Annotated in this window: 10 protein-coding genes; all 10 read left to right on the top strand. The window is 40.6% G+C overall.

The window, feature by feature from the left end; genetic code table 11:
- Positions 1–113: 113 nt before the first annotated feature.
- The 10 genes from GT575_RS08225 to GT575_RS08175 all read left to right on the top strand — a co-directional run bounded on the left by GT575_RS08225 (position 114) and on the right by GT575_RS08175 (position 22,554).
- On the top strand, positions 114–8,417 hold the full coding sequence (locus GT575_RS08225; protein WP_161171857.1) for a leucine-rich repeat protein: 8,304 nt from the start codon (positions 114–116) through the stop codon (positions 8,415–8,417).
- Positions 8,418–8,573: 156 nt separating this feature from the next.
- Positions 8,574–10,718, top strand: coding sequence for an ATP-dependent helicase (locus tag GT575_RS08220; protein ID WP_161171856.1), 2,145 nt, complete (start codon positions 8,574–8,576; stop codon positions 10,716–10,718).
- Between the two features lie 334 nt (positions 10,719–11,052).
- Positions 11,053–11,406, top strand: coding sequence for a hypothetical protein (locus GT575_RS08215; RefSeq protein WP_055224198.1), 354 nt, complete (start codon positions 11,053–11,055; stop codon positions 11,404–11,406).
- 30 nt (positions 11,407–11,436) lie between these two features.
- Positions 11,437–13,005 (top strand): type I restriction-modification system subunit M, encoded by a 1,569-nt coding sequence (locus tag GT575_RS08210; protein WP_161171855.1) that lies wholly within the window; start codon positions 11,437–11,439, stop codon positions 13,003–13,005.
- The gene (locus GT575_RS14920; protein WP_192935006.1) at positions 13,002–14,855 is read left to right on the top strand and encodes a restriction endonuclease subunit S; all 1,854 of its coding nucleotides are present in this window, start codon (positions 13,002–13,004) and stop codon (positions 14,853–14,855) included. Before GT575_RS08210 ends, GT575_RS14920 begins: the two co-directional genes overlap by 4 nt.
- 3 nt (positions 14,856–14,858) lie before the next feature.
- On the top strand, positions 14,859–15,860 hold the full coding sequence (locus GT575_RS08195; RefSeq protein WP_161171854.1) for a DUF4238 domain-containing protein: 1,002 nt from the start codon (positions 14,859–14,861) through the stop codon (positions 15,858–15,860).
- Entirely contained in the window at positions 15,842–19,057 is a 3,216-nt protein-coding gene (locus tag GT575_RS08190; protein WP_161171853.1) for a type I restriction endonuclease subunit R, read from the top strand. Before GT575_RS08195 ends, GT575_RS08190 begins: the two co-directional genes overlap by 19 nt.
- A gap of 32 nt (positions 19,058–19,089) precedes the next feature.
- A complete protein-coding gene (locus GT575_RS08185) occupies positions 19,090–21,390 on the top strand; it encodes a hypothetical protein (RefSeq protein WP_161171852.1) in 2,301 nt (766 codons plus the stop codon).
- A 5-nt stretch (positions 21,391–21,395) separates the two neighbouring features.
- Positions 21,396–22,127: a nuclease-related domain-containing protein gene (locus GT575_RS08180; RefSeq protein WP_161171851.1), complete on the top strand. Its 732-nt coding sequence runs from the start codon at positions 21,396–21,398 to the stop codon at positions 22,125–22,127.
- Positions 22,128–22,263: 136 nt separating this feature from the next.
- Positions 22,264–22,554 (top strand): hypothetical protein, encoded by a 291-nt coding sequence (locus GT575_RS08175; protein ID WP_161171850.1) that lies wholly within the window; start codon positions 22,264–22,266, stop codon positions 22,552–22,554.
- Positions 22,555–22,879: the final 325 nt, after the last annotated feature.

The following is a 22,879-nucleotide window of genomic DNA, read 5'->3' as shown; positions in this document are numbered from 1 at the left end:
ATGGTAAAATGGTTAAAGTGGCAAAAATCTACATATTTGCAAGACTTTTTCTGTTATTGTGCACAATTATAACAGGAAAGTCTGCATAACAATTAATTAAGGGAGGGTAATTGATGAGGAAGAGAAGGCTACGAGGAGGTATAACGGCCTTGTCGGTGCTTGCTGCTATTGGCATGGCATCGGGAATAACGGCATTTGCGGCGGATGACACACAGTCTGAAGCTGTGGATACGGGAAAGGGACTGGAGTATGTATATGAGTCGTCAGGCTCTACACCATCAGGTGTCACGCTCAACGGCAATTCGGTAATCATAAAGCAGTCGCCGAATTCCACTGACAGCGAGCAGTTATTCAATATTTACAATGACAAAGACAGGGATGGAATCCTTGATGAGGGCGAGGAAGCTTTCACATTGGATGGAAGCACGGACATACAATATGGCAATATATATGGAATCTATCATGGTAAGGGCAGTTCGCCGATCTCCATAACCATAGACGGTGCTGAACTGCCTGCTGTATATGGAGCATTTGAGAGCACTGTTGAGACTCCGGAGAACATGACTGCGGTAACTATCAGTGTGAAGGGCGACGCGGCAGTTGAAAGTCTGTATGGACTTTTCAGGACATATTGTACAGGTGGCGTACTGATAGACACGGAAGAGTCCGTGACAATAAAGTCGCTCTATGGTCTAAGATCTTCGACCATGGATGGAGACATCACGGAGAATATCAATTACAACTGTGATGGCAACACATTTGTCACACTGGCTACAGATGGATATTACACAGGAAAGGCTTATACGATAAATGGCGATGCAGTGTTCAATATGAACGGTGCCGGCATCAGTTCCGTGTATATTGTGCAGAACGGAGCTGTGCTCAGCAAGACACTGACGGCCAAGGTGACTGACTCCAAGGTAGACAATCTGTGCGGAGTTTCCCAGAGCGCAAAGGTTGATGGTGACGTGAGCCTTACATTTGACGGAATATCAGCCGTAAAGGATGGAAGCAGTGCCAGTGTATATGGTGCGTCAAGTGCGGCTATCCTTGGAAATCTGGACCTTAAGCTGAAAAGCCAGTCTGGATCAGAGATGTCTGTGTATGGCACCAATAATACAAATATAAAGGGAAATGTAAATGTCAGCGTTGATGGCTCAGGAGCAAAGTTCAACACCATATATGGAATGTATGGCGGTATGCTGGGCGGAAGGGCTGATATAGATATAAAGAACTGCGCTGCCGGTTACACAACATGTGGCATGAATTCGGTTTCGTTCAGTCAGACTCAGCCGGAGGAAGAAGGAACATATACGTATACTGTGAACATGGAGAATATCACTGGTGCCAGCGGCAGGGTATATGGAATTTCAAATTGTTCCGGTATCACTTCTGCCAGCGTTGTAATGAAGGCTGTGGCAACAACAGATACATTAAATGGCATGTATCTGAGCACAGGTGTAAAAGGTGATATAAAGGCAGAACTTTACAACTGTAATGCAGCCTATGTAAATGCTCTGGAGCTGTCAAATGTGACGGTAAATGGTTCTGTAGATGCCATAGTTTCGGGCTGCAGCATTACGAGATCTCTGAATGTAGAGCAGGGCGGAAGCATCAGTAAGGATCTTAACATAAGCGTCAGCAACGTTATCAGCAGTTCAGCACGGTTTGTATATGGCGGTAGCTGTCTGGGAAATATGACGGTCAATGTGGATGGCATGAATGATGAATCCATAGTAGACGAAAATGGTGATCCGCTTGTGAACTCGTATGAATACGCGGGCAGCGACATGTTTACCATGATGGGCAACTTTGCACTGGCAGGGGAACTCAAGGCGGATATAGCAAAGATACATTTTGCAAAATGTGGACTCGCCGGAGGTGATTACAGTTGCGGAAATATCGGAACAAAGGTTGACATAACGTTGTCAGACAGCAGTATAAATGGACTGGCGGGAAATAATATTTTCTATCTGTCAAATGAGAGCTATTCCGGTTCAACCGAGAATACAGTTCCTGTTGATATAAAGATCAACAACACAGATTTTACAAATGCAGACGGAATAAGCTTCCAGATGTATATAGGTAATAACAAGGATGCAAAAGTTACATTTGATGACAAGTGCAGTATGCCGGAGAAGTATTATATGGCTCCAAGCATGAATACCACCGGCTCATCTGTCATAACCTATGGACAGAATATATATTATGGCGGACAGAATCTTGTGATAGACAAGGATGTAACTGCTGACAATATTTACTTTGGTAACTTCACAGAGAACGGAAGCCAGGGCAATGCCGTGATCGTTATCAACAAGGGGGTAACGTTAACTGCAAAAGAGGGTATATATGCAGCAGGCGGTTCAAATATACTCCACAGTGGAATCCTCAAGGGAACATTTAAGGCGACTGATGGGTATCTGCCAAATATATTCTCAAAGGGGGGCGTAATAGAGGACTCGGCTGTAGGGAATGTTGCAAATGTAAATTATTCATTAGATGTTGTGTCCAACGAGAAGGCCGCAACGTACACCATGACAGGCAAGACGTCACAGTATATTGATCCTGATGGTACATATGTCAAGGGCGGCGCAGATGTCAAGATAACACCGACAGTGAACAAGGGATATATACTTGACAAGGTGACCTTCAGAGGTCAGAGCGACACAGCGGAAAATTCAGCGGTTGAAGCAAATGGCGTGTACACGTTCAGCATGCCGAACGAGCCTTGTACAGTGACGATCGCAACGACAGGAAAGCAGATCGTGGTATCCAAGACAACTGTTGATCCATCGGCACTGCTTGGAAAAGAATACACAGCAGCTTCACCTCTCTATGACATGGCAGATCTTGTCATATCAAACGACGCAAGAGAGGGCGAGGTCACATACGAGATAGACGAGACAAATGGCCTTCCTGAGGGACTCTCATTGATCGATGGCAAGGTTGTCGGAACGGCAAGCAAGCTTTATGAAGATGGAAAGAATGTCATAGTACATGTGACAGGAAGAAATGGTTCAAAGGCACAGCTCTCACTGAATGTGATCGTCTCAAATGAGGAGAAGAAGCAGGACAACCAGGATGGCCGAATCGTAGTTGACGAGGATGAGAAGACTATATGTCTCAACGGAACATCAGTGGTCATCCAGGCAAAGGACGACACAGAGACAGAGATATACGTGGACGACAATCAGGATGGACAGGCAGATGGCAAGACACCTCTGTACACCGGAGATCTGTCGGAGTACACGATAACAGGTGTCGAGGACAACGCCATAAGACGAAGCATCAGGATCACCATGACGGGGGGAAATGTAAAAGCAATATACGGTGCAAAGGATTCAGAGCTTTCATATGAAGGCGGCGATGCGGTGAGTATAAATATCCGTGGTGGTAAGGCAGCAACTATGTATGTTCTGTCGAATTCAACCGTGGATGGAACCATCGCATATGAGATCGCAGAGAACACTGTAGATAAGGGCGGATTTGCAGCGGATACAACATCAAAATATACCGGTGCATTCATGAGAAACAGCAAGGATATCGTAACTATCAGAGGAACCTATGTTGTGAATAAGAAACTCACGGCAACGGCTCTGATAATCTATGACAGTGCGGCAGTTGATGTAAATGCTCCGGTTGAGGTAACGGATTATGTGTCACTGAATGAGAGATCATCCGCAGTATTTAACGATACGCTGACCGCTGACCGGCTTGGTTATTCAAAGTATGCCAAGGCAGTTGTGAATGGAGATACGAAGCTTGCGGCTCTCAATATGACACAGTATGACACGACACTCACAATAGGCGAGGATGCGCTGTTTGATGTGGGCAAGGTCAACATGACATCAGGCTGGGCAAGAGTATATCAAAAGGGTACGCTCAAGTGTCCTTCAGACCAGTTCAGCAACACAGGTGTGTGGGTGGCAGCAGGAAAATTTGCAGATGATATAGATGCCAGCGGCTGGACAGGAGTGTATTACAGCTATGCAGGCGGCTCAACAAACATGGACAACACATCAGCAAAATTGGCTGCACAGTCATATGTAGTTGAATATGAGAATGTCAAATATGTTGCCTGCAAACAGGCGATCACAGTTAGCTATACCGATGTGCCGGGTTACACAGCCTATGTGTCGGCAAATGGCGGCGAGCCGGTACAGGGAAGCAACGGAAGTGCAAAGGTGACAGGCCCGGATTCATCTATGTCTATTGTAGTGGATTATGTGGCAGACCAGATAGACATCAGTAAGGAATACGCAGATCCGACTCTGGCGGCGGAGACCAAGTACACAGCGGCTTCACCAGCGTACGATCTCACGATCCTCAAGGTTACAGGAGATACCACAAAGGATTATGGAACTGACATGCAGTACAGACTGAAGAGCGGTTCGACACTTCCATCAGGACTTGTGCTTGAGTCGGGTAAGATAATAGGAACAGCCAAGAATGCAGGTGAAAGCACAGTAACATTTGTCATAACAGGACGAAATGGAACATCGGTTGATTTCCCAGTGGTATTCAAGGTACTGCCGGCAGGCACGGAGATACCTGATATCAACAAGCTTGGTGTATCTGTGAACACAGAGGATAAGTCCATTGATCTCGGTGGAAATTCGGCAGTGATAATAGTTGATCCATCGGACAGCAGCAAGAGCTCAGTATATCTGGATGCTGATCACAACGGAGTGGCAGACGACAACAGACCACTCAGAATAGACGGAGAGGTTACATATGATCTGTCAGGCTACAGCATATCAGGCTATACGGACACAGCAAATAAATACACTGGTGACATATCGGTGACACTCAGAAGCGGAAATGTCGGCAATATATGTGCTGCGGGTTCAACTGACAGCAAGGCAGACCGAGTGACGATAGATGGAAATGTAACCATGACGATCATGAGCGGTTATGTGTCAGGCACTGTAGCTGCGGCAGGAAACGCTGATGTCAAGACAGTGACCTTCACGGCAGAGGACGGAAGAGCAGGAAGCGTGGTATACGGTGCGTACAATACAAATGCGGAGAAGGTAGACTTCACATTTGCAAAGTCTGCACAGATGTACACACCGGAATCAACCAAGTCTGAGAATATGTATGTTACATCAGGTGGATCAGTATCAGGTGATGTGGATGTTAGAGTTGGTATAACTGATCATTACAATACATTTATATACGGTGCGGATTATATGAACAAGCGCTCATACTTCAATGGAGTGTCGGGAACAGTCGTATCCGGAAATGTGAACTGTGTGGTTGATGGAAGATGGTGCGCTGAGAAGTGCAACAACTTTGTCCAGCAGTCAAATGTGAAGGGAGATCTGTATGCCGAGATAAAGTCAGGAGAACTCAGAAAAAATGACGTCAACAATGAGCATAGCAAGGCATTGGTATTTAACTATGGTCACAGCATTGGAAATATATACGTCAAGGCAGGAACAGAGGGCGCTGTCACAGGTGACTTTGTACTTGCGGCAGGCGGTAAGGTTGGCAAGGTAGAGTATGTAGACGAGAATGCAAAGTCCACAGCTACTGTAAAGGGCACCGCTGACAATTACCAGGTTGAGAGTCTGGGTTCACTGTATATGTCTCTCGCCGGCAAATTAACTATAGGCGGAGACTACACACTTGACAGAGATGTGGAGGTAAAACAGCTTGAGATACTCAAGGATTCGAAGCTGACCATCGCCGAGGGCGCAGCTCTTACAAATACGTCGACAGCGACAGTCACCGGTGATGTTGAGAACCTTGGCACATGGAATGTGGACGGTGCTCTGACCATGACAGGATCACTGGTCAACAGAGGTGCATGGAATCTGAAAGGAAATGTTCAGGCTTCAGCAACAGTAGATAACTACGGGGATATCACAGCAGCAAATAGTGAGAGGATCACCTTGAATACAAATGCAAAGCTCATCAACAGAGCTGATGCACAGTTTACATTTGGCAACCTCACAAACAGTGCAATGATCGTAAACTATGGTAATATGAAGCAGCTTGCATATACGTCAAGTCTTGGAAGCGGAAGCATACTTACCACAGTAATCCCGGATATGGTGTACGCACTGAAAAATTACAGCGTCATTTTCTACAAGCTTGATGTGGATTATCCTGCATATTGCTTCAAGGATGGCGATGCAAAGATAGAGAAGAGTTCATCGGCAACAAGATGTCAGAAGAAGTCAGGTGTTGACGGTGACGATGCACTCTATATACAGGGTGGCAAGTCGTTCTACATCACAATAAACGGTGAGCCGATAGATGGAATGACGGTGGATTCAGTTGTATTTGGACCGGATGACACAGCCATGACTACAAGTAACAACCGTCTCTGGAGCGGCGTCATGACATATGAGCCGGCAACAGTTACGGTAAATATGGCAAAGCAGGAGGCCGTAAATATAACTCTTGCAAAGACAGAGGATACAGTTAAGGCGCAGGTTGGAAAGACTACCACAAAGGATGAGCCATTATATGATCTGACAGCCATAGAGATCCAGAATGATGAAGCGGTGGACAACGGATATGTGTCATACTCCCTTGCAAAGGGACAGACACTTCCGGCAGGACTTGTGATATACGATGGAAAGGTATATGGAACGCCGAAGACTGCAAGTGCTGAGGCACAGACGGTCAAGTTCACGGTGAGAGGACAGAATCAGACAGTGGCTGAGTTCACACTGATCATATCCAGCGTGGAGAAGGGAATACCTTCATTTACTGCCGGAAAGGCGGGCGACGCATATGCCGGCAAGACCCTTGCGGATGTGGAGCTTCCAACATCGACAGCAGGAAAGTACATGTGGGCAGATGGAACACAGCAGGTAGGCAAGGCCGGAACAAGCGAGACCTACGATGCATACTTTGTTCCAGACGACACAGCAAACTATGACTGGAGCAAGATCGATGCAGCAGAGGGAACATATGAGGAACTGGAAGACGGAAGTATGAGAATTGCAGTGAAGCTTTCAGTGTATGTGAGAAAGCAGGATCCTGTATTTACAGTTCCGGAGAATGTCACAGCTACATACGGAGACACTGTTGGCAAGATACTCCTGCCTGAGACAGCAGGTGGAATGTTCATCTGGGAGAATGCAGATGAATCTGTGGGAGAGGTTGGAACAAAGACTTTCCTTGCAACATTTGTACCTGAAGATGAGGATGTATACGAGAGAGCAGAGCATGTGGAGATAACTGTTCAGATTCTTCCTGCAAATGCAGTATTTACTCAGGCGATAGATTCACTGAGTGCTAAGGAGAATATGACTCTTGCAGACATAGAGCTTCCAGAGCGCGAGGATGGAGTATACACATGGTATACAGACAGAACGACAAAGGTTGAGGATGGCAATACATACAAGCTTTGCTTCAAGCCTGCAGACACAGTAAATTATGACTGGACATCAGTTACAGGATGGAACAGGGCTTACAATGGAGTTGTATTCAATGTAAAGATCACCATCGAGAAAGAGCCGGAGCAGCATGTACACGATTACGGCAATAAGTACAAGAGCGACAGCAGATCTCACTGGTATCAGTGCTCATGTGGAGAGAAGTCAGGCCTGACAAATCACACATGGGACAAGGGAGCGATAACGACCAAGCCTACAGACACAGCGGCAGGTAAGAAGACATTTACCTGTACCAAGTGTGGGTACAAGCGTTATGAGTCAGTAGCTGCCCTTGGAATAGACATAGGAAATTCCAAGAACAATGTGGTCGTAAGCGGTATAGAAAAGAATGGATATACATACACAGGATCACCTATCACTGTTAAATCGCTTGCGCTGAGGAGAGGCAAAACAACACTGAAGAATGGTGTGGATTACACCGTACAGTACAAGAACAACAAGAATATCGGTACAGCGACAGTAAAGATCACTGGTAAGGGTAATTACAGAGGCTCCGTCAGCAAGACATTTGCTATCAAGGCTGGCAAGGGCAAGATATATAAAGTTGCGCAGAAGGGCGTGCCTGGCTATCTGAAATATAAGGTGACAAATGCCGCTTCAAATGGCAAGGGAACAGTGACACTTGTTGGAAGTACAAGCAAGAAGAGCGACAAGAAGTTCAAGTCACTCACGGTTGCATCCAGTGTCAAGATCGGTGGAGTGAACTTCAATGTTACGGCTGTAGGAGCGAAAGCATTTACAGGACGCAAATATCTCACCACGGTTGTGATCGGAGGAAACGTTAAGACCATAGGCGGTGCAGCATTCAGCAAGTGTGGAAAGCTTGGAAAAGTTACCATAAAGTCTACAAGGATAACGACTATCGGTAAGAATGCTTTCCAGGGTGTCAAGAGCAATGTGAAGATATATCTTCCTAAGAAGAAATATGACGCATATGCAAAGAAGCTCAAGGCGAAGGGAATGAACACTCCTAAGAAAGCGGTATACAAAAAGTCAAAATAAATGAAATGCGTTGATGTGTTGGCGGGACAGTCACAGATGATGTGGCTGTCCTGTTTTTTATGTGAAGATCGTTCTGGTGTAAAACCATGAGTGTAGTGACAGGAAAGATATAATCTGCTATACTGAACATATGTTTGTGAATATATGGAGGACTGTATGGATAATTTTATAGATGAACTGAATGAACAGCAAAAGGAGGCAGTGACCACCACAGAAGGGTATGTGCGCATAATTGCGGGAGCGGGAACCGGCAAGACAAAGGCGCTCACATACAGGTATGCGTATCTGGTGGACGAGCTTGGAATATCCACATCGAATATACTGTGTGTCACATTTACAAATAAAGCGGCGAGGGAGATGAGCAAGCGTATCAGACAGATGATCGGGGACAGTGATACGGGATACATCTGCACATTTCACGGCTTCTGTGTGAAGCTTCTGAGGGAGGATATCCATGCCATCAATTATCCTCAGAACTTCGTGGTGATGGACAGCGAGGACACGGAGGAGATACTCAAAACTGTGTACGAGAATGCCCATATACAGTCGAGAACATATACATTTGACATGGCGAGGGATCACATATCGGCGATGAAGAACGAGATGCAGCACATTGCATATATGGCGGACATAAGCAATGACAGACTGTTGGCAGATTATGAGAACGCCTCAGACATACCAGAAAAAGTATTTCTGGGATACCTGTACGAACAGAAGAAGGTGTATGGACTTGACTATGATGATCTCATAACCATTGCGCTCCACATCCTCAGAACCGATGCGGAGAAATGCCGCAAATGGCAGGAACGCATGATGTATGTCATGGTGGACGAGTTTCAGGATGTCAGCGGCAACCAGTATGCGCTGGCGGAGATACTCAGCGGTTATCACAGGAATCTGTTCATCGTGGGTGATCCGGATCAGACCATATATACATGGCGCGGGGCAAGGATAGAGTACATATTGGAATTCGACAAGAACCATGAGAACACGCAGACCATATTCCTCGACACGAATTATCGTTCAACTCCTGACATACTGGCGGTGTCCAACTCTCTGATCGAGAAGAACAAGAACAGACTGCCCCACAGGCTTGTGGCTGTGAAGCCGTCAGAGGCGCGCCCTCTGTACGTACATTCCAGGACCACCGGGGATGAAGCCCAGTGGGTGACAAATGAGATAAAAAGACTGGTTGAGGCGGGCACAAAGTACAGTGACATAGCCGTTTTGTACAGATCACATTTCGTATCGAGAAGCATAGAGGAAGCATTTATCAAGACAAAAATTCCATATATCCTCTACAGCGGAACGGAGTTCTACAAACGCAAGGAGATAAAGGATGTGCTGGCATATCTCAGGATGGTGGCATACGCGGATGATCTGTCATTCCGCAGGGTGATAAATGAACCAAAGCGGAACTTTGGCAAAAAGAGAATGTCGATGCTGAAGTCGTACTGTGAGACTCACAGATGCTCACTGTACAGCGGTCTTCAGGATCTTCTGGAGGAGAAGACTGTTAAGTCGACAGGTGCTTCAGCCTTTGTCGGTATCATAGAAAATTTCAGGAAGACATACAAGGAGAAAAGTCTGTCTGATCTTGTGACGGAGCTCATGGCCGCCACGGGCTACGAGGCGATGCTCAGACAGGCGGGCGAACAGGAAAGGCTGGACAACCTGGCAGAGCTGAAGCAGTCGATAGACGAATATGAGAAGACCTCCGGTGAGGAGAATACGCTGGAGGAATATCTGCAGAGCATAGCTCTCTACACGAACAATGACAGGGAGAAGGATAAGGATTCTGTGACGATGATGACCATACACACCGCAAAGGGCCTGGAGTTCCCATATGTGTTCGTGTGCGGTGTAAATGAAGGCATATTCCCAAGCAAGCACGTGGACACTGAGGCGATGCTCGAGGAGGAGCGACGCATGGCATACGTGGCATGTACCAGAGCGGAGTGCGGTCTGTACATCAGCGATGCCGAGGGGCTGAACTACGATGATTCTTTCAGATACCCGTCCCGGTTCATCTTCAACATAGACCGGGAAGCAATCGACTACGTGAACGAGCTCCCGCAGCGCCTAGTGGACGACACGAAGAGCTACATAGCCGCAAATGAAAGCCGATATATGCCGCTGGACACCGAGCTAAAGCCCGGCGACCGGGTGAGACATAAGGTGTTCGGCGAGGGCACTATAACCGGTATCAGGGGAGATATAGGGTGCTATGTGGTTAAGTTTGATAGGGTGGAGACGGAGAGGAACTTGAAGATTGGGGTGGGGCTGGATAAAATAGGATAATGAAAAAGACAAGGGCAGATCACCAGAATGGTGGCTGTCCTTTTTGCTTTGCCTGGTGAGAAAAAAATAGTACAGCAAATGGAGTAGAATTGTATAAAAGGTTTTTTAGAAGGCGGTATGGTAAAAGGATGGTTAAGATTGTTAATTATGTGGAAACAATGGCATAAGTAGTCGGAAAAAAGAGGAAGAGCAGTTTTACATATAGAAAGATATATTGTAAAATATAAAAAGGTGTATGCAAAACGAAAGGACATAAAAACTATAACATTTGTAAAACTAAAATATAAACTGTAATAAAAGCTTGTATTTTATATAAATCATAAAGGAGGTAAAAATGTATTATTTGGTTCATACAGTGAGTGTGATAATTAGACAGTTTTTTGTATCAAACCCATTTGAAAATGCAGCCATAGAAGTACCATTTGGTCCAGTTTTTTTCAACATGATAATAGGGGCAGCGCTTGTGCTAATTACATATATGGTTGTAGGGATATTTTATAAAAGAAGAAGTTCACCAGCAGTAGGTAGTATGTTATTTCTCTTGTTTTATTTAGTACATAATGGGTTATTGGTATTGATGTCGAAAGCCGAATTTAATAAAATTCTAATTGGAATTATATTAGTGGCATATATGGCAGTTCTTACTATTTCAAAAAAGGTAGTAACGCGTATAACATGTGATATTTAATATAAAAAGATAAAACGCAGGAGAGATTAGATGATAGACACCAAAAAAGAACAGGAACGAGATGAACTTCATCGCGCCATCTGGGCGATAGCAGATGAATTACGTGGAGCTGTGGACGGATGGGATTTCAAGAATTATGTATTAGGAACGATGTTCTATAGATATATTTCTGAAAACCTTTGTAATTACATAAATGAGGGCGAGGCAAAGGCTGGTAATGCAGACTTTGATTTTGCTGTGATGCCTGATGAAGATGCAGAAGAGGCTAGAGAAGGTTTGGTAGAAGAAAAGGGATTCTTCATACTTCCAAGTGAGCTGTTCTGCAATGTCAGAGCAAGGGCAGCGGAAGACGAAAATCTGAATGAGACACTTGAAAACGTATTCAGGCATATAGAGGATTCAGCAAAGGGCAGTGAGGCAGAGAATGATTTTGCAGGACTCTTTGATGATTTCGATGTTAATAGTAATAAGCTTGGTTCTACTGTTGCCAAGAGAAATGAGAAACTTGTAAAGCTCCTCGATGGAGTGGGAGATATGAATCTTGGCGATGTGAAAGATCATTCTATAGATGCATTTGGCGATGCGTATGAGTATCTCATGACTATGTATGCGTCGAATGCAGGTAAATCTGGCGGTGAGTTCTTCACGCCTGCGGATGTGTCTGAACTTCTTACAAGGCTTGGAACAGTAGGCAAGACCGAAATAAATAAGGTATATGATCCTGCTTGCGGATCTGGTTCATTGCTGCTTAAGGCGGAAAAAGTTCTTGGCAGGGATGCAATCAGAAATGGATTCTACGGACAGGAAATAAATATAACTACATATAACCTGTGCCGTATAAATATGTTCCTTCATGATGTTGGATTTGATAAGTTTGATATAGCCTGCGAGGATACACTTACCAGTCCGCAACATTGGGATGATGAGCCATTTGAACTTATAGTGTCTAATCCACCGTATTCAATAAAATGGGCTGGAGACGAGAATCCACTTCTTATAAATGATCCAAGATTTTCTCCAGCGGGCGTATTGGCGCCTAAGAGCAAGGCAGATATGGCATTTATAATGCATAGTTTGGCATGGCTTGCGTCAAATGGAACTGCAGCGATAGTATGCTTTCCTGGCATTATGTATCGTGGCGGCGCAGAGCAGAAGATCAGAAAATATCTTGTAGATAATAACTATGTGGATTGCATCATACAGTTGCCAAGCAATCTGTTCTTTGGAACTTCAATAGCAACGTGCATTATGGTTATGAAGAAGAATAAGACAGACAATAAGACTTTGTTTATAGATGCAACCAAGGAGTGTGTCAAGGTTACAAACAACAATAAACTGACACCGGAGAATATAGATAAAATTGTAGAAACATTTACAAAACGTGAAGATATTCAGCATTTTGCACATCTGGCTACATATGAAGAGGTATCTACAAATGACTATAATTTGTCTGTGTCAACATATGTTGAGGCTGAGGATACGAGGGAGAAGATTGATATTGTAAAGCTCAATGCGGAGATTAAAGAGATCGTTGCTCGTGAACAGGTGCTTCGTGATGAAATTGATAAGATTATTGCAGAAATTGAGGAGGGCGTATGAGTAAGTTAGATGAATTAATTGCTGAGTTATGCCCTGATGGAGTGCCATATGTGAAACTTAATAAGATTTGTGCTATATATGATGGAACACATACAACGCCAAAGTATACTGAACATGGAGTAAAGTTTATTAGTGTGGAAAATATTAAGTCTCCATATGATACTAAGAAATATATATCTAAAGACGATTTTGAAAAATATAAAGTAAAGCCAAGAATAGGTGATGTATTAATGACTAGAATAGGTTCAATTGGAGTATGCACAGTCATTGATCGTGATGAACCGCTTGCTTATTATGTTTCGCTTGCATTGATTCGTCCTAGTATCGATTATATTGATAGTAAATTTTTAAAATATGCTTTGGAAAGTTTGCATGGCAGAAAAGAATTGCGAAAAAGAACTTTGATTAATGCTGTTCCAATAAAAATAAATAAAGATGATATTGGAAAAATTACTATTCCGTTGCCCCCAATGGAGGTACAACGTGAAATAGTCCGTATTTTGAACTCTTACACAATACTTACAGACGAATTAGTAGTTAAGCTTACAGCTGAGTTTATAGCCAGAAAAAAACAGTATGAATATTATCGAAATATCCTACTTACTAGAGACTCCAACATATCCATAAAAAAGATTGAACAATTATGTAAAGTATTCGCAGGGGGGGATGCACCTAAAGATGTAATGTCAAAGGAAAAGACAGACGAGTATACTATTCCAATTATTAGTAACGGAGTTGGGGAAAATGCATTATATGGTTATACAAACAAAGCTAAAATAAAAGAACCAGCAGTTACTGTTGCTGCAAGAGGTACTATTGGATATGCAGAATATAGAGATTATCCGTATTTTCCTATTATTCGTTTGTTGTCATTGATACCAAATGATAAGGATGAACTTGATACAAAATATTTATATTATTGCCTTCAGGGAAAACAATATAATGTACCCAAAACAGGAATTACACAGCTTACAGCTCCGATGGTAAAACAAGTAGAGATACCCGTTCCAGCATTGCCTATTCAGAAAAAAATTGTTGATGTATTAGATAATTTTGAAACGATTTGTTCTGATTTGAATATTGGATTGCCGGCTGAAATTGAGGCTCGGAAGAAGCAATATGAATATTATAGAGATGTACTGTTGACATTTGTAGAGACCGGAAAGACAATCCTAACAGACAGACAGACAGACAGACAGACAGACAGACAGACAGACAGACAGACAGACAGACAGACAGACAGACAGAGCATAATTAAGCTTTTACAGTATGTATTTGGTTATGTCCAGGTGGAATTAGGCACTATTGGAAAGGTTTCAATGTGTAAGCGAATTTTGAAGGCGGAAACCAGTCCTAGTGGTGAGGTTCCATTTTATAAAATAGGTACATTTGGGAAAAAAGCTGATTCGTTTATATCCAGAAGTAAATATGAAGAGTATAGAAGACTATATTCTTATCCAAAGAAAGGGGACATATTAATATCTGCATCAGGGACAATTGGAAGAACTATTGTATATGATGGAGAAGATGCTTATTATCAAGATTCTAATATAGTTTGGATTGACAATGACGAGAGTATAGTTTTAAACAAGTACCTACTGTATTGTTATCAATTACAGCCTTGGACTGTTTCAACAGGAGGAACAATAGCTAGATTGTACAATGATAATATTAGTAAGGCGAAAATATGTGTACCTTCTATAGAAGAGCAAAAGAGGATTATAGAAATACTTGATAAGTTTGAAAACATTTGTAATGACTTGCAGTCAGGAATCCCAGCAGAAATAGAGAAACGTCAGAAACAATATGAATATTACAGAGACAAGCTTTTATCATTTAAGGAGTTGTGATATATGCCCAATGGTTCTAATAGGACAAGGAAGCAGCATTATGTTCCACAGGTGTATTTGAGAGGCTTTGCACCACAATACTTAAACAAATGTAGTGAAAATAGTAAAAGCTCAAAAATTAAATATTGTGTGTTTTATTATGACTTACAAGAAAGAACACAAAGCAATATAGCGGTACCAATATATTCGGTTTGTTTTGAAAGGAACTTGTATGAGGTTATGGGTAAGAGTGGCGAAATAGTCTATGATAATCGGTTGGAGAATCGTTTTAGTAGATTAGAAAGAAGGTATGCAGAACTTAGGACAAATATTGAAAAGAAAGCATTTGTCAAAGATAACTACAAAATTAAGAGTTTTCTAACATATGACGAGAAGCTACATTTAATGGGATATATGACAATACAACTACTCAGAACTCCGACTATTTTGAATTTGGCATTAAAAGTGGCTAAAGAGGTATGGAAGAATGATAAAAGTGAGGAGCAGTTAAAGAATATTGTTCGCATTCAGTGTTTATCCTTTATAGATACTTATTGTAGGAATGATGAGAAGTATGTAGATAACAATAAAAAATTTGTTGGAATAAGCGATAACCAATTTGAAATACTTGGTTCAATTATTAGACCTATGGTTGGCATGTCATTTATGATAGGTGTTGATAATAAGTCAAGATTGATAACATCAGATAATCCAGTATACATAAGGAATTCAAATAAAGAATGTCTGATGAAAGGCGAGGTTGTTCAAAACGATGAGATCATATTTCCAATTACAGCCAGCTTATGTTTGATTATGTTTGGTGGAGAAAATAAGGACAAGTATCCGAAGAATTGTTTATTTGAGATAACAGACGAATGGAGAAAACATATATTTACGGCAATGTGTTGTACTACAGATAAAAAGATATTTTCAAATCACAAGTTTGATAAAGATGAACTAAAAATCATAGATGAAGTACTTAAAGATGAGGCAAAGGGGGATACGGAGTGTCATATTTTAACATAGTAGCGGAGACATCGGAGAATACAGTTGTTACAGAATATGAACCGGTAAAAAGACGTTCTGATAGTTATCAGAGCGAGGCAGAGTTGGAGCAGGAGTTTATAAGGATGCTCTGCGAGCAGGGGTATGAATATCTGCCATTACATACCGAGCGGGATATGATAAGTAATCTTCGTGAGAGGCTGCAGGAACTCAACAATTATGAGTTCACAGATAAAGAGTGGACATATTTCTTCAATAATGATATTACAAATCCAAACTTTAGTTTGCAGGATAAGACACGTAATATTCAGGAGGATTACAGAAAGGTTCTTAAGCGGGATGACGGCTCAACCAAGAATATTTCGCTTATAGACAAGACCAATATCCACAATAATAGGTTACAGGTTATAAATCAGTATGTGATGGGGCTTCAGGATGGGGCAAAACATGATAACAGATATGATGTGACAGTTCTTGTCAATGGACTGCCACTTGTTCATGTTGAGCTTAAACGAAGGGGCGTTCAGATAAGAGAGGCATTCAATCAGATCAATCGATATAAGAGAGATTCTTTCTGGGCAGGCAGTGGGCTTTTTGAGTATGTCCAGATCTTTGTAATTTCAAACGGAACAAATACCAAATATTATTCGAATAGCACGCGAGATAATGCTATAAGGGATGCTAAAGCTGGCAATACGAAACGTGGAAAAACAAGTAATAGCTTTGAATTTACCTGCTTTTGGGCAGATGCAAATAACAAAGTGATCCCGGATCTGGTTGATTTTACAAAGACTTTCTTTGCAAAGCATACGTTGCTTAACATACTCACAAAGTATTGCATATTCACATCTGAAAATATACTCATGGTAATGCGTCCGTATCAGATAACGGCGACAGAGAGAATATTGAACCGAATAGAGATAGCCAATAATTATAAAAAGTATGGAAGTGTAGCTGGCGGAGGATATATTTGGCATACCACGGGATCGGGAAAAACACTTACATCCTTTAAGACTGCAAGATTGGCGTCACAGCTTTCGTATATAGATAAGGTTTTATTTGTCGTTGACCGTAAGGATCTGGATTACCAGACTATGAAGGAGTACGACAGATTCGAGAAGGGAGCTGCAAATAGTAACAGTTCTACACGTATCCTGAAAAGACAGCTTGAGGATAATAATGCGCACATAATAATCACGACTATTCAGAAACTGGCGACATTTATCAAGAAAAATCCCGGACATGAAGTTTATGAGAAGCATGTGGTTATCATATTTGATGAATGTCATAGAAGCCAGTTCGGCGATATGCATACAGCAATAGTTAAAAATTTCAGAAAATATCATCTATTTGGATTTACAGGTACGCCGATATTTTCTGTTAATTCAGGAAAAGCAAAGAATCCAGAGTTTTTTACAACTGCTCAGACATTTGGAGATCAGTTGCATGCCTACACTATAGTTGATGCTATCAATGACAATAATGTGTTGCCGTTCAGAGTTGATTATATAAAGACAATGGATGTGGATGAAGAAATCACAGATGAGATGGTATGGGATATCAACCGTGAAAAAGCCATGATGGCGCCGAAGAGAATAGAGTTGGTGACGAAGTATATATTAGATCATTTTGATCAGAAGACCTATAGGGGAGATAAGACATACATATACAATACTCTGACGAATATACAGGAGGTTGCGTCTGCTGAGCGAGGCGCAGTTGAAGAAATAAAAAGGTCACAGAGACTTAGTGGATTTAATTCCATATTTGCAGTAGCCTCTGTTCCCATGGCAAAACTGTATTATCAGGAGTTCAAACGCCAGATGGAACTTGATCCGACAAAGCATTTGCGTATTGCTACAATCTTCAGCTACGCGGCAAATGAAGAGGAAGTGGATGGCCTGCTTGACGAGGAGAATCCAGAGGATACTACGGCACTTGATCAGACCGCAAGGGACTTCTTGGATGGGGCAATAGATGACTATAATAAGATGTTCCATACAAATTATTCAACCGACGGTGATAGATTCCAGAATTATTATAAGGATGTATCGCTTAGAATGAAGAATAAGGAGATAGATTTGTTGATTGTTGTAAATATGTTCCTGACGGGATTTGACGCAACAACACTGAATACCTTATGGGTTGATAAAAATCTGAAGATGCATGGTTTGATCCAGGCATTCAGCAGAACAAATCGTATATTAAATTCTATAAAGACATTTGGAAATATCGTTTGCTTTAGAAATCTTCAGAAGAGAGTGGACAGCGCAATATCACTGTTTGGTGATAAAAATGCAGGTGGGATAGTTCTTCTCCAGAGTTTCAAAGATTATTATTACGGCTATGAGTCGGTTGATGGCGAGCATATGCCAGGATATGTAGATATGGTAGAGGAGCTTAAGGAGAAATTCCCACTTATGGATCCACAAATAATAGGTGAGCAGAATCAGAAAGCCTTTATTGCGTTATTTGGTGCATTCCTGAGAATGAGAAATCTTCTGTTGTCATTTGATGAATACAAAGGAAATGAACTTATTTCTGAACGTGATTTGCAGGATTATCTTGGACGTTATCAGGATTTGCGCGATGAATGGAGACGCAAGAGAGAGAATAATGAAAGTACAGATATAACGGACGACATTGTATTTGAGGTTGAGCTTATAAAGCAAATAGAAATCAACATAGATTATATACTCATGCTTGTCAAAAAATATCATGATACACATTGTGAGGATAAGGAAGTCCTCATAACTATTAAGCGAGCAGTAGAGGCGAGTCCAGAACTCCGCAGCAAGAAAGCATTGATAGAAAGTTTCATTGCAGGAATCAATGATGTAGAGGATGTAATGGCTGAATGGCGGGAGTTTGTTGTAGAGCAGCGTGAAAATGATCTTGCTCAGCTCATATCCGAGGAGCGCTTGAATCCAGAGAACACGAGACGTTATATAGAAAATGCATTCCGCGATGGAGAAATCAGAACAGCCGGAACTGACATAGACAAGCTTATGCCACCAGTTTCAAGATTTGGTGGAAGTGGACGTGACAAGAAGAAACAGGCGGTCATAGAAAAATTGAAACAGTTCTTTGAGAAGTATTATGGTGTCGGTGGAGCTATGAGTATAGGTGGTACGCAGAAGGTTGTGTATGGTGAGAGACGCGGCGAGATTGGTATGGTTGCGGAGGAGAAAAACAATAAATACGATGTGAGTAAATGATATGTTTTATTTATATGAGGAGATGGGATTTAATGGATATAAACTATGAGAATGACCTAACTAAAGATACTATAAGTAAATTGGTAGATATTGTTTCAAATTATGATGTTTATGATTTTATTTCTAGAGTAGCAGGGTTGAATTTAATACCAGAAAATCAGAATAAATCAGTTTTGCTAGATGCATTACAGCAATATATTATTGAACGTGAAAAGATAATATATACATCAACTGCTAAAATGAGTTCAGGTAAATTTAGAAATATAATAAATGAATTAAACGATACATTTTTGAGTGCTAGTATTGATCCTTGTGAGAACACGTTTATACAAAATATAATGTTTGGAGGAAATAACTACAGAGTGTTCAATGGAATTGATAATACACCTGCTTATAATTTACAAGTTTTGATTAGAATATTATTTCAATATAAAAATGATTATCCGAATGAATTCTTGATAAAAAGTTACATGTTATTATCGTTTGTTTTGGGGATATCAGAAGAAATAGCAAATAAACTGTTTATTAGTCTTGCAGATATTAAATATGATGAGGGGAAGCGCATTATTTTGCCAGCATCAGATATAGTATCAGATTATGCAGAACTTATAAAATTGCCGGTAGACAAAGTGATTAATTTTATTGATGGAATTTTTGATATTTCTGAAATTGTTATAGAATTTGGTGGGCACGATATAGGGGATTTGGATAATAGAGAATTTTATACAAAGCCGTTTTTGCTTGATGAACGGAGTGGGCAACTGATTATTCTTAATGTTTCATTGTTACCGATGTTTTCATTTTATAAAATTGTAGAATGGTCTGTAGCATTTGGAATAAAAGAAAAAATGTTGAAAAGATACAATGAATATATATGGTTAGAGACTGAGGAAACACTAAAATCTCTTGGACATAGAAAAGTAGATGAAAAAGAGTTAGGTATAAACTGTGTAATTAATGATTATTATAAAGAGATGATTACTACAGTGTATACAATATATGAATTATCTGTTGCTGAGAGGGGATTTTACTCGGAAATAGAATGTTATCCGGAAAGAGAAGATAGATATATTGAGAAATATAATGAGCTAAATAAAACGTCAGTAGCACTAAAGTTTCTTGCGGAATATATTACAGCATGTCCCCCGAAAGGAAATAAGCACTTAGGGGTTGGACAATATGAAGAGTTGCTTGCTATTTGTTCCATGATAATAGAATGGGCATACAAAGGGGATTTATTTACTTACAAAATATTTAATACACCAATTGAATTTTTAAAGTCACGAAGAATAGGATTAAAAAAGGATGAGTTTATAGAGATGTATACATATGGAGATATTTATAGGCGTCGACAGTTGAAATTTAATTCTTCAGGCTTATTGAGACATAATTATAAATTGGAATTAAAAGATTATTATGCTAATTTAGAAAGCGCATTTATGTGCGAGTTTGGGTATAAATATTCTGAGTTTGTTCAAGTTGTTACAGCAATGATTGAGTTTAACAACAATGATGTAATTTGCATTGATGAAACAAAACTAAAACATGAACTAATGCTTAAAGACAAAGACTTAAGCTGTGTTTTGATAGGTAAGGTGTTAGAGGATATTACATATAGTTCACGCGATAATTATTTAAAATTACCATCAAAATACAAGCCATGGGAAACGTATCCTTGGAGATTTAATAGAAGATATTCTTTTAATAGAAGACCTGTAATGAAAAAAGATAATATGTTGATATGGGGAAATAGGCAACTTTATCTTATGATGGAATATGTGAGTAATTTGATTATTACGGGCAAGTTTAAGGCGGAAAGTGATGAGTTAAGGGCTTTAATAGGTAAGATAAGTTATGATAGAGGAGAAGCATTTAATAAAATGATTTTCAATATTATTAACGATTTTAATGAGTTTGAATTATATGCCAATATTAAAAAGATTAATGGAAAGAAAATATCGCAACCTAATGGAAATGATTTAGGAGACATAGATATTTTGATTATTGATGATAAAAAACATACGATAATTGCTGCTGAAGTAAAAGATTTTCATTTCTCTAGGAATCCATATGAAATACAACAAGAATATATGAAAATGTTTGTGGATAATGAAAATAAATTGTGTTTTGCTACAAAACATCGGCGTAGAGTTGAGTGGATAGAAAATCATTTATCGGATATTAAGGCGGTATATAAATTAGATGATAGAGAGTGGAAAGTTAAAGGTATATTTATTGTGAGTGAGCCTCTTATTAGTAGTTATATTTATAAGCAAACGATAAAGTGTATTTCTAGAGCAGAATTAACTGCTGATGCAATTAGGGAGTTGTAGGTAAAATGGGATTATTAGAAATACTAAAAGGCGAGCAGCCAGGCATAATAACCTCACTCCTACATTACAGAAATGTAGGGCAGTACGGTGAGTATTTAACAGAATATGCACTTACACATGACAACATAGCTGGTGATCTTGTTGTCCTCAAGAATGTTTATGTTCCGACAGGCAGCAAGACTACGGAAATAGATATGTTGATGATACATGAGAAGGGCATATTTGTAATCGAGAGTAAGAATTACAGCGGGTGGATATTTGGCGATTGCAATCAGTTGAACTGGACACAGAGCTTTCCGAATGGGGAGAAACATAAGTTTTATAATCCAATAAAGCAGAACAGGACACATATAAAGGCGTTGGCAGAATATCTGGGAAAGCCAGTGTCAGAATTTATGTCGTACATAGTATTTTCTGAGAGGTGTACATTGAAGAAAGTACCGCCAGATACATCGGATGTTATAATAGTGCGTAGACCACATATGCTTAATAGATTACGATCTCAGCTTAACGGTATGTCAGTTAAGTATACTCATGATGAGATAGTGGCGATGAAAGACAAGCTGACAAATCTGACCAATAAGAGCACCGCTGAAAAGAAACAGCATATTGAAAATATCAAGACAAAGTGTCCGTTCTGTGGCAGTGATCTTGTGAAACGAAATGGTAAATATGGTGCGTTCTGGGGATGTAGCGCATATCCGAAGTGCAAATTCACAAGACCAATAGATAAATAACACCGAGAATGTGGCACCGGAAATGATCAATTCAGCTAATCACGTGGACCTTTCGCGATAGAAACTTTAAGTATGTAAGGAAAGTCAGCCTATATGGAACACATACATATTGTAAAAACAGGAGTAACGAAGTTAGATGTTGATTGCGTGGTCAATGCTACAAATGAAGGGTTATGGGCAGGTGGCACTAAGAGCAGTTGCTGATTCTCTTGATTTCTTAGTGGATATGGAGGTTTACTTTGCTGTATTAGATGATTCAATGCTTGCGGTGGGACAGGAAATATATCACCTTATGTTTGATAATACAGATGACTTACTATTGGCATCAACAGATGAGAAAATGCTGTGGAAGTTTATAGAAATGTTGTGTAAATACGAAAAATCGAGTGGAATACACCACCATCAGAAGGTGGAGTATTTTTTGTGATGGAAATATTGCAGTGGAGGTCGAAAATGGGAATCTGTTGAAAATGTTACTGCGCTTGGATGATCTGTTAAAAAAACAGGAGGTGCAACATGAGTAAATGTTGTTGATTTTTTTGGGGGTGCTGGAATGGGTGGTCAAAAATTTACATATAGTGCAAAGTATTGATTGACATATATGTAATTATGAAAGTAGAATGTATTGTGAGTTTTGGTACGATACACGAATGGTAAAACTCATTATAATTTCTACTTTTGTAGATAGTATAAATGTAAAAAGATGACGCGATATATCGCGTTTTTCTTTTATTTGAAAAAATAAAAAATTA

Source organism: Coprococcus sp. BIOML-A2, assembly GCF_009875795.1.
Classification (GTDB): Bacteria; Bacillota; Clostridia; order Lachnospirales; family Lachnospiraceae; genus Coprococcus; species Coprococcus aceti.
This window is presented reverse-complemented; position numbering and strand designations above follow the sequence as displayed.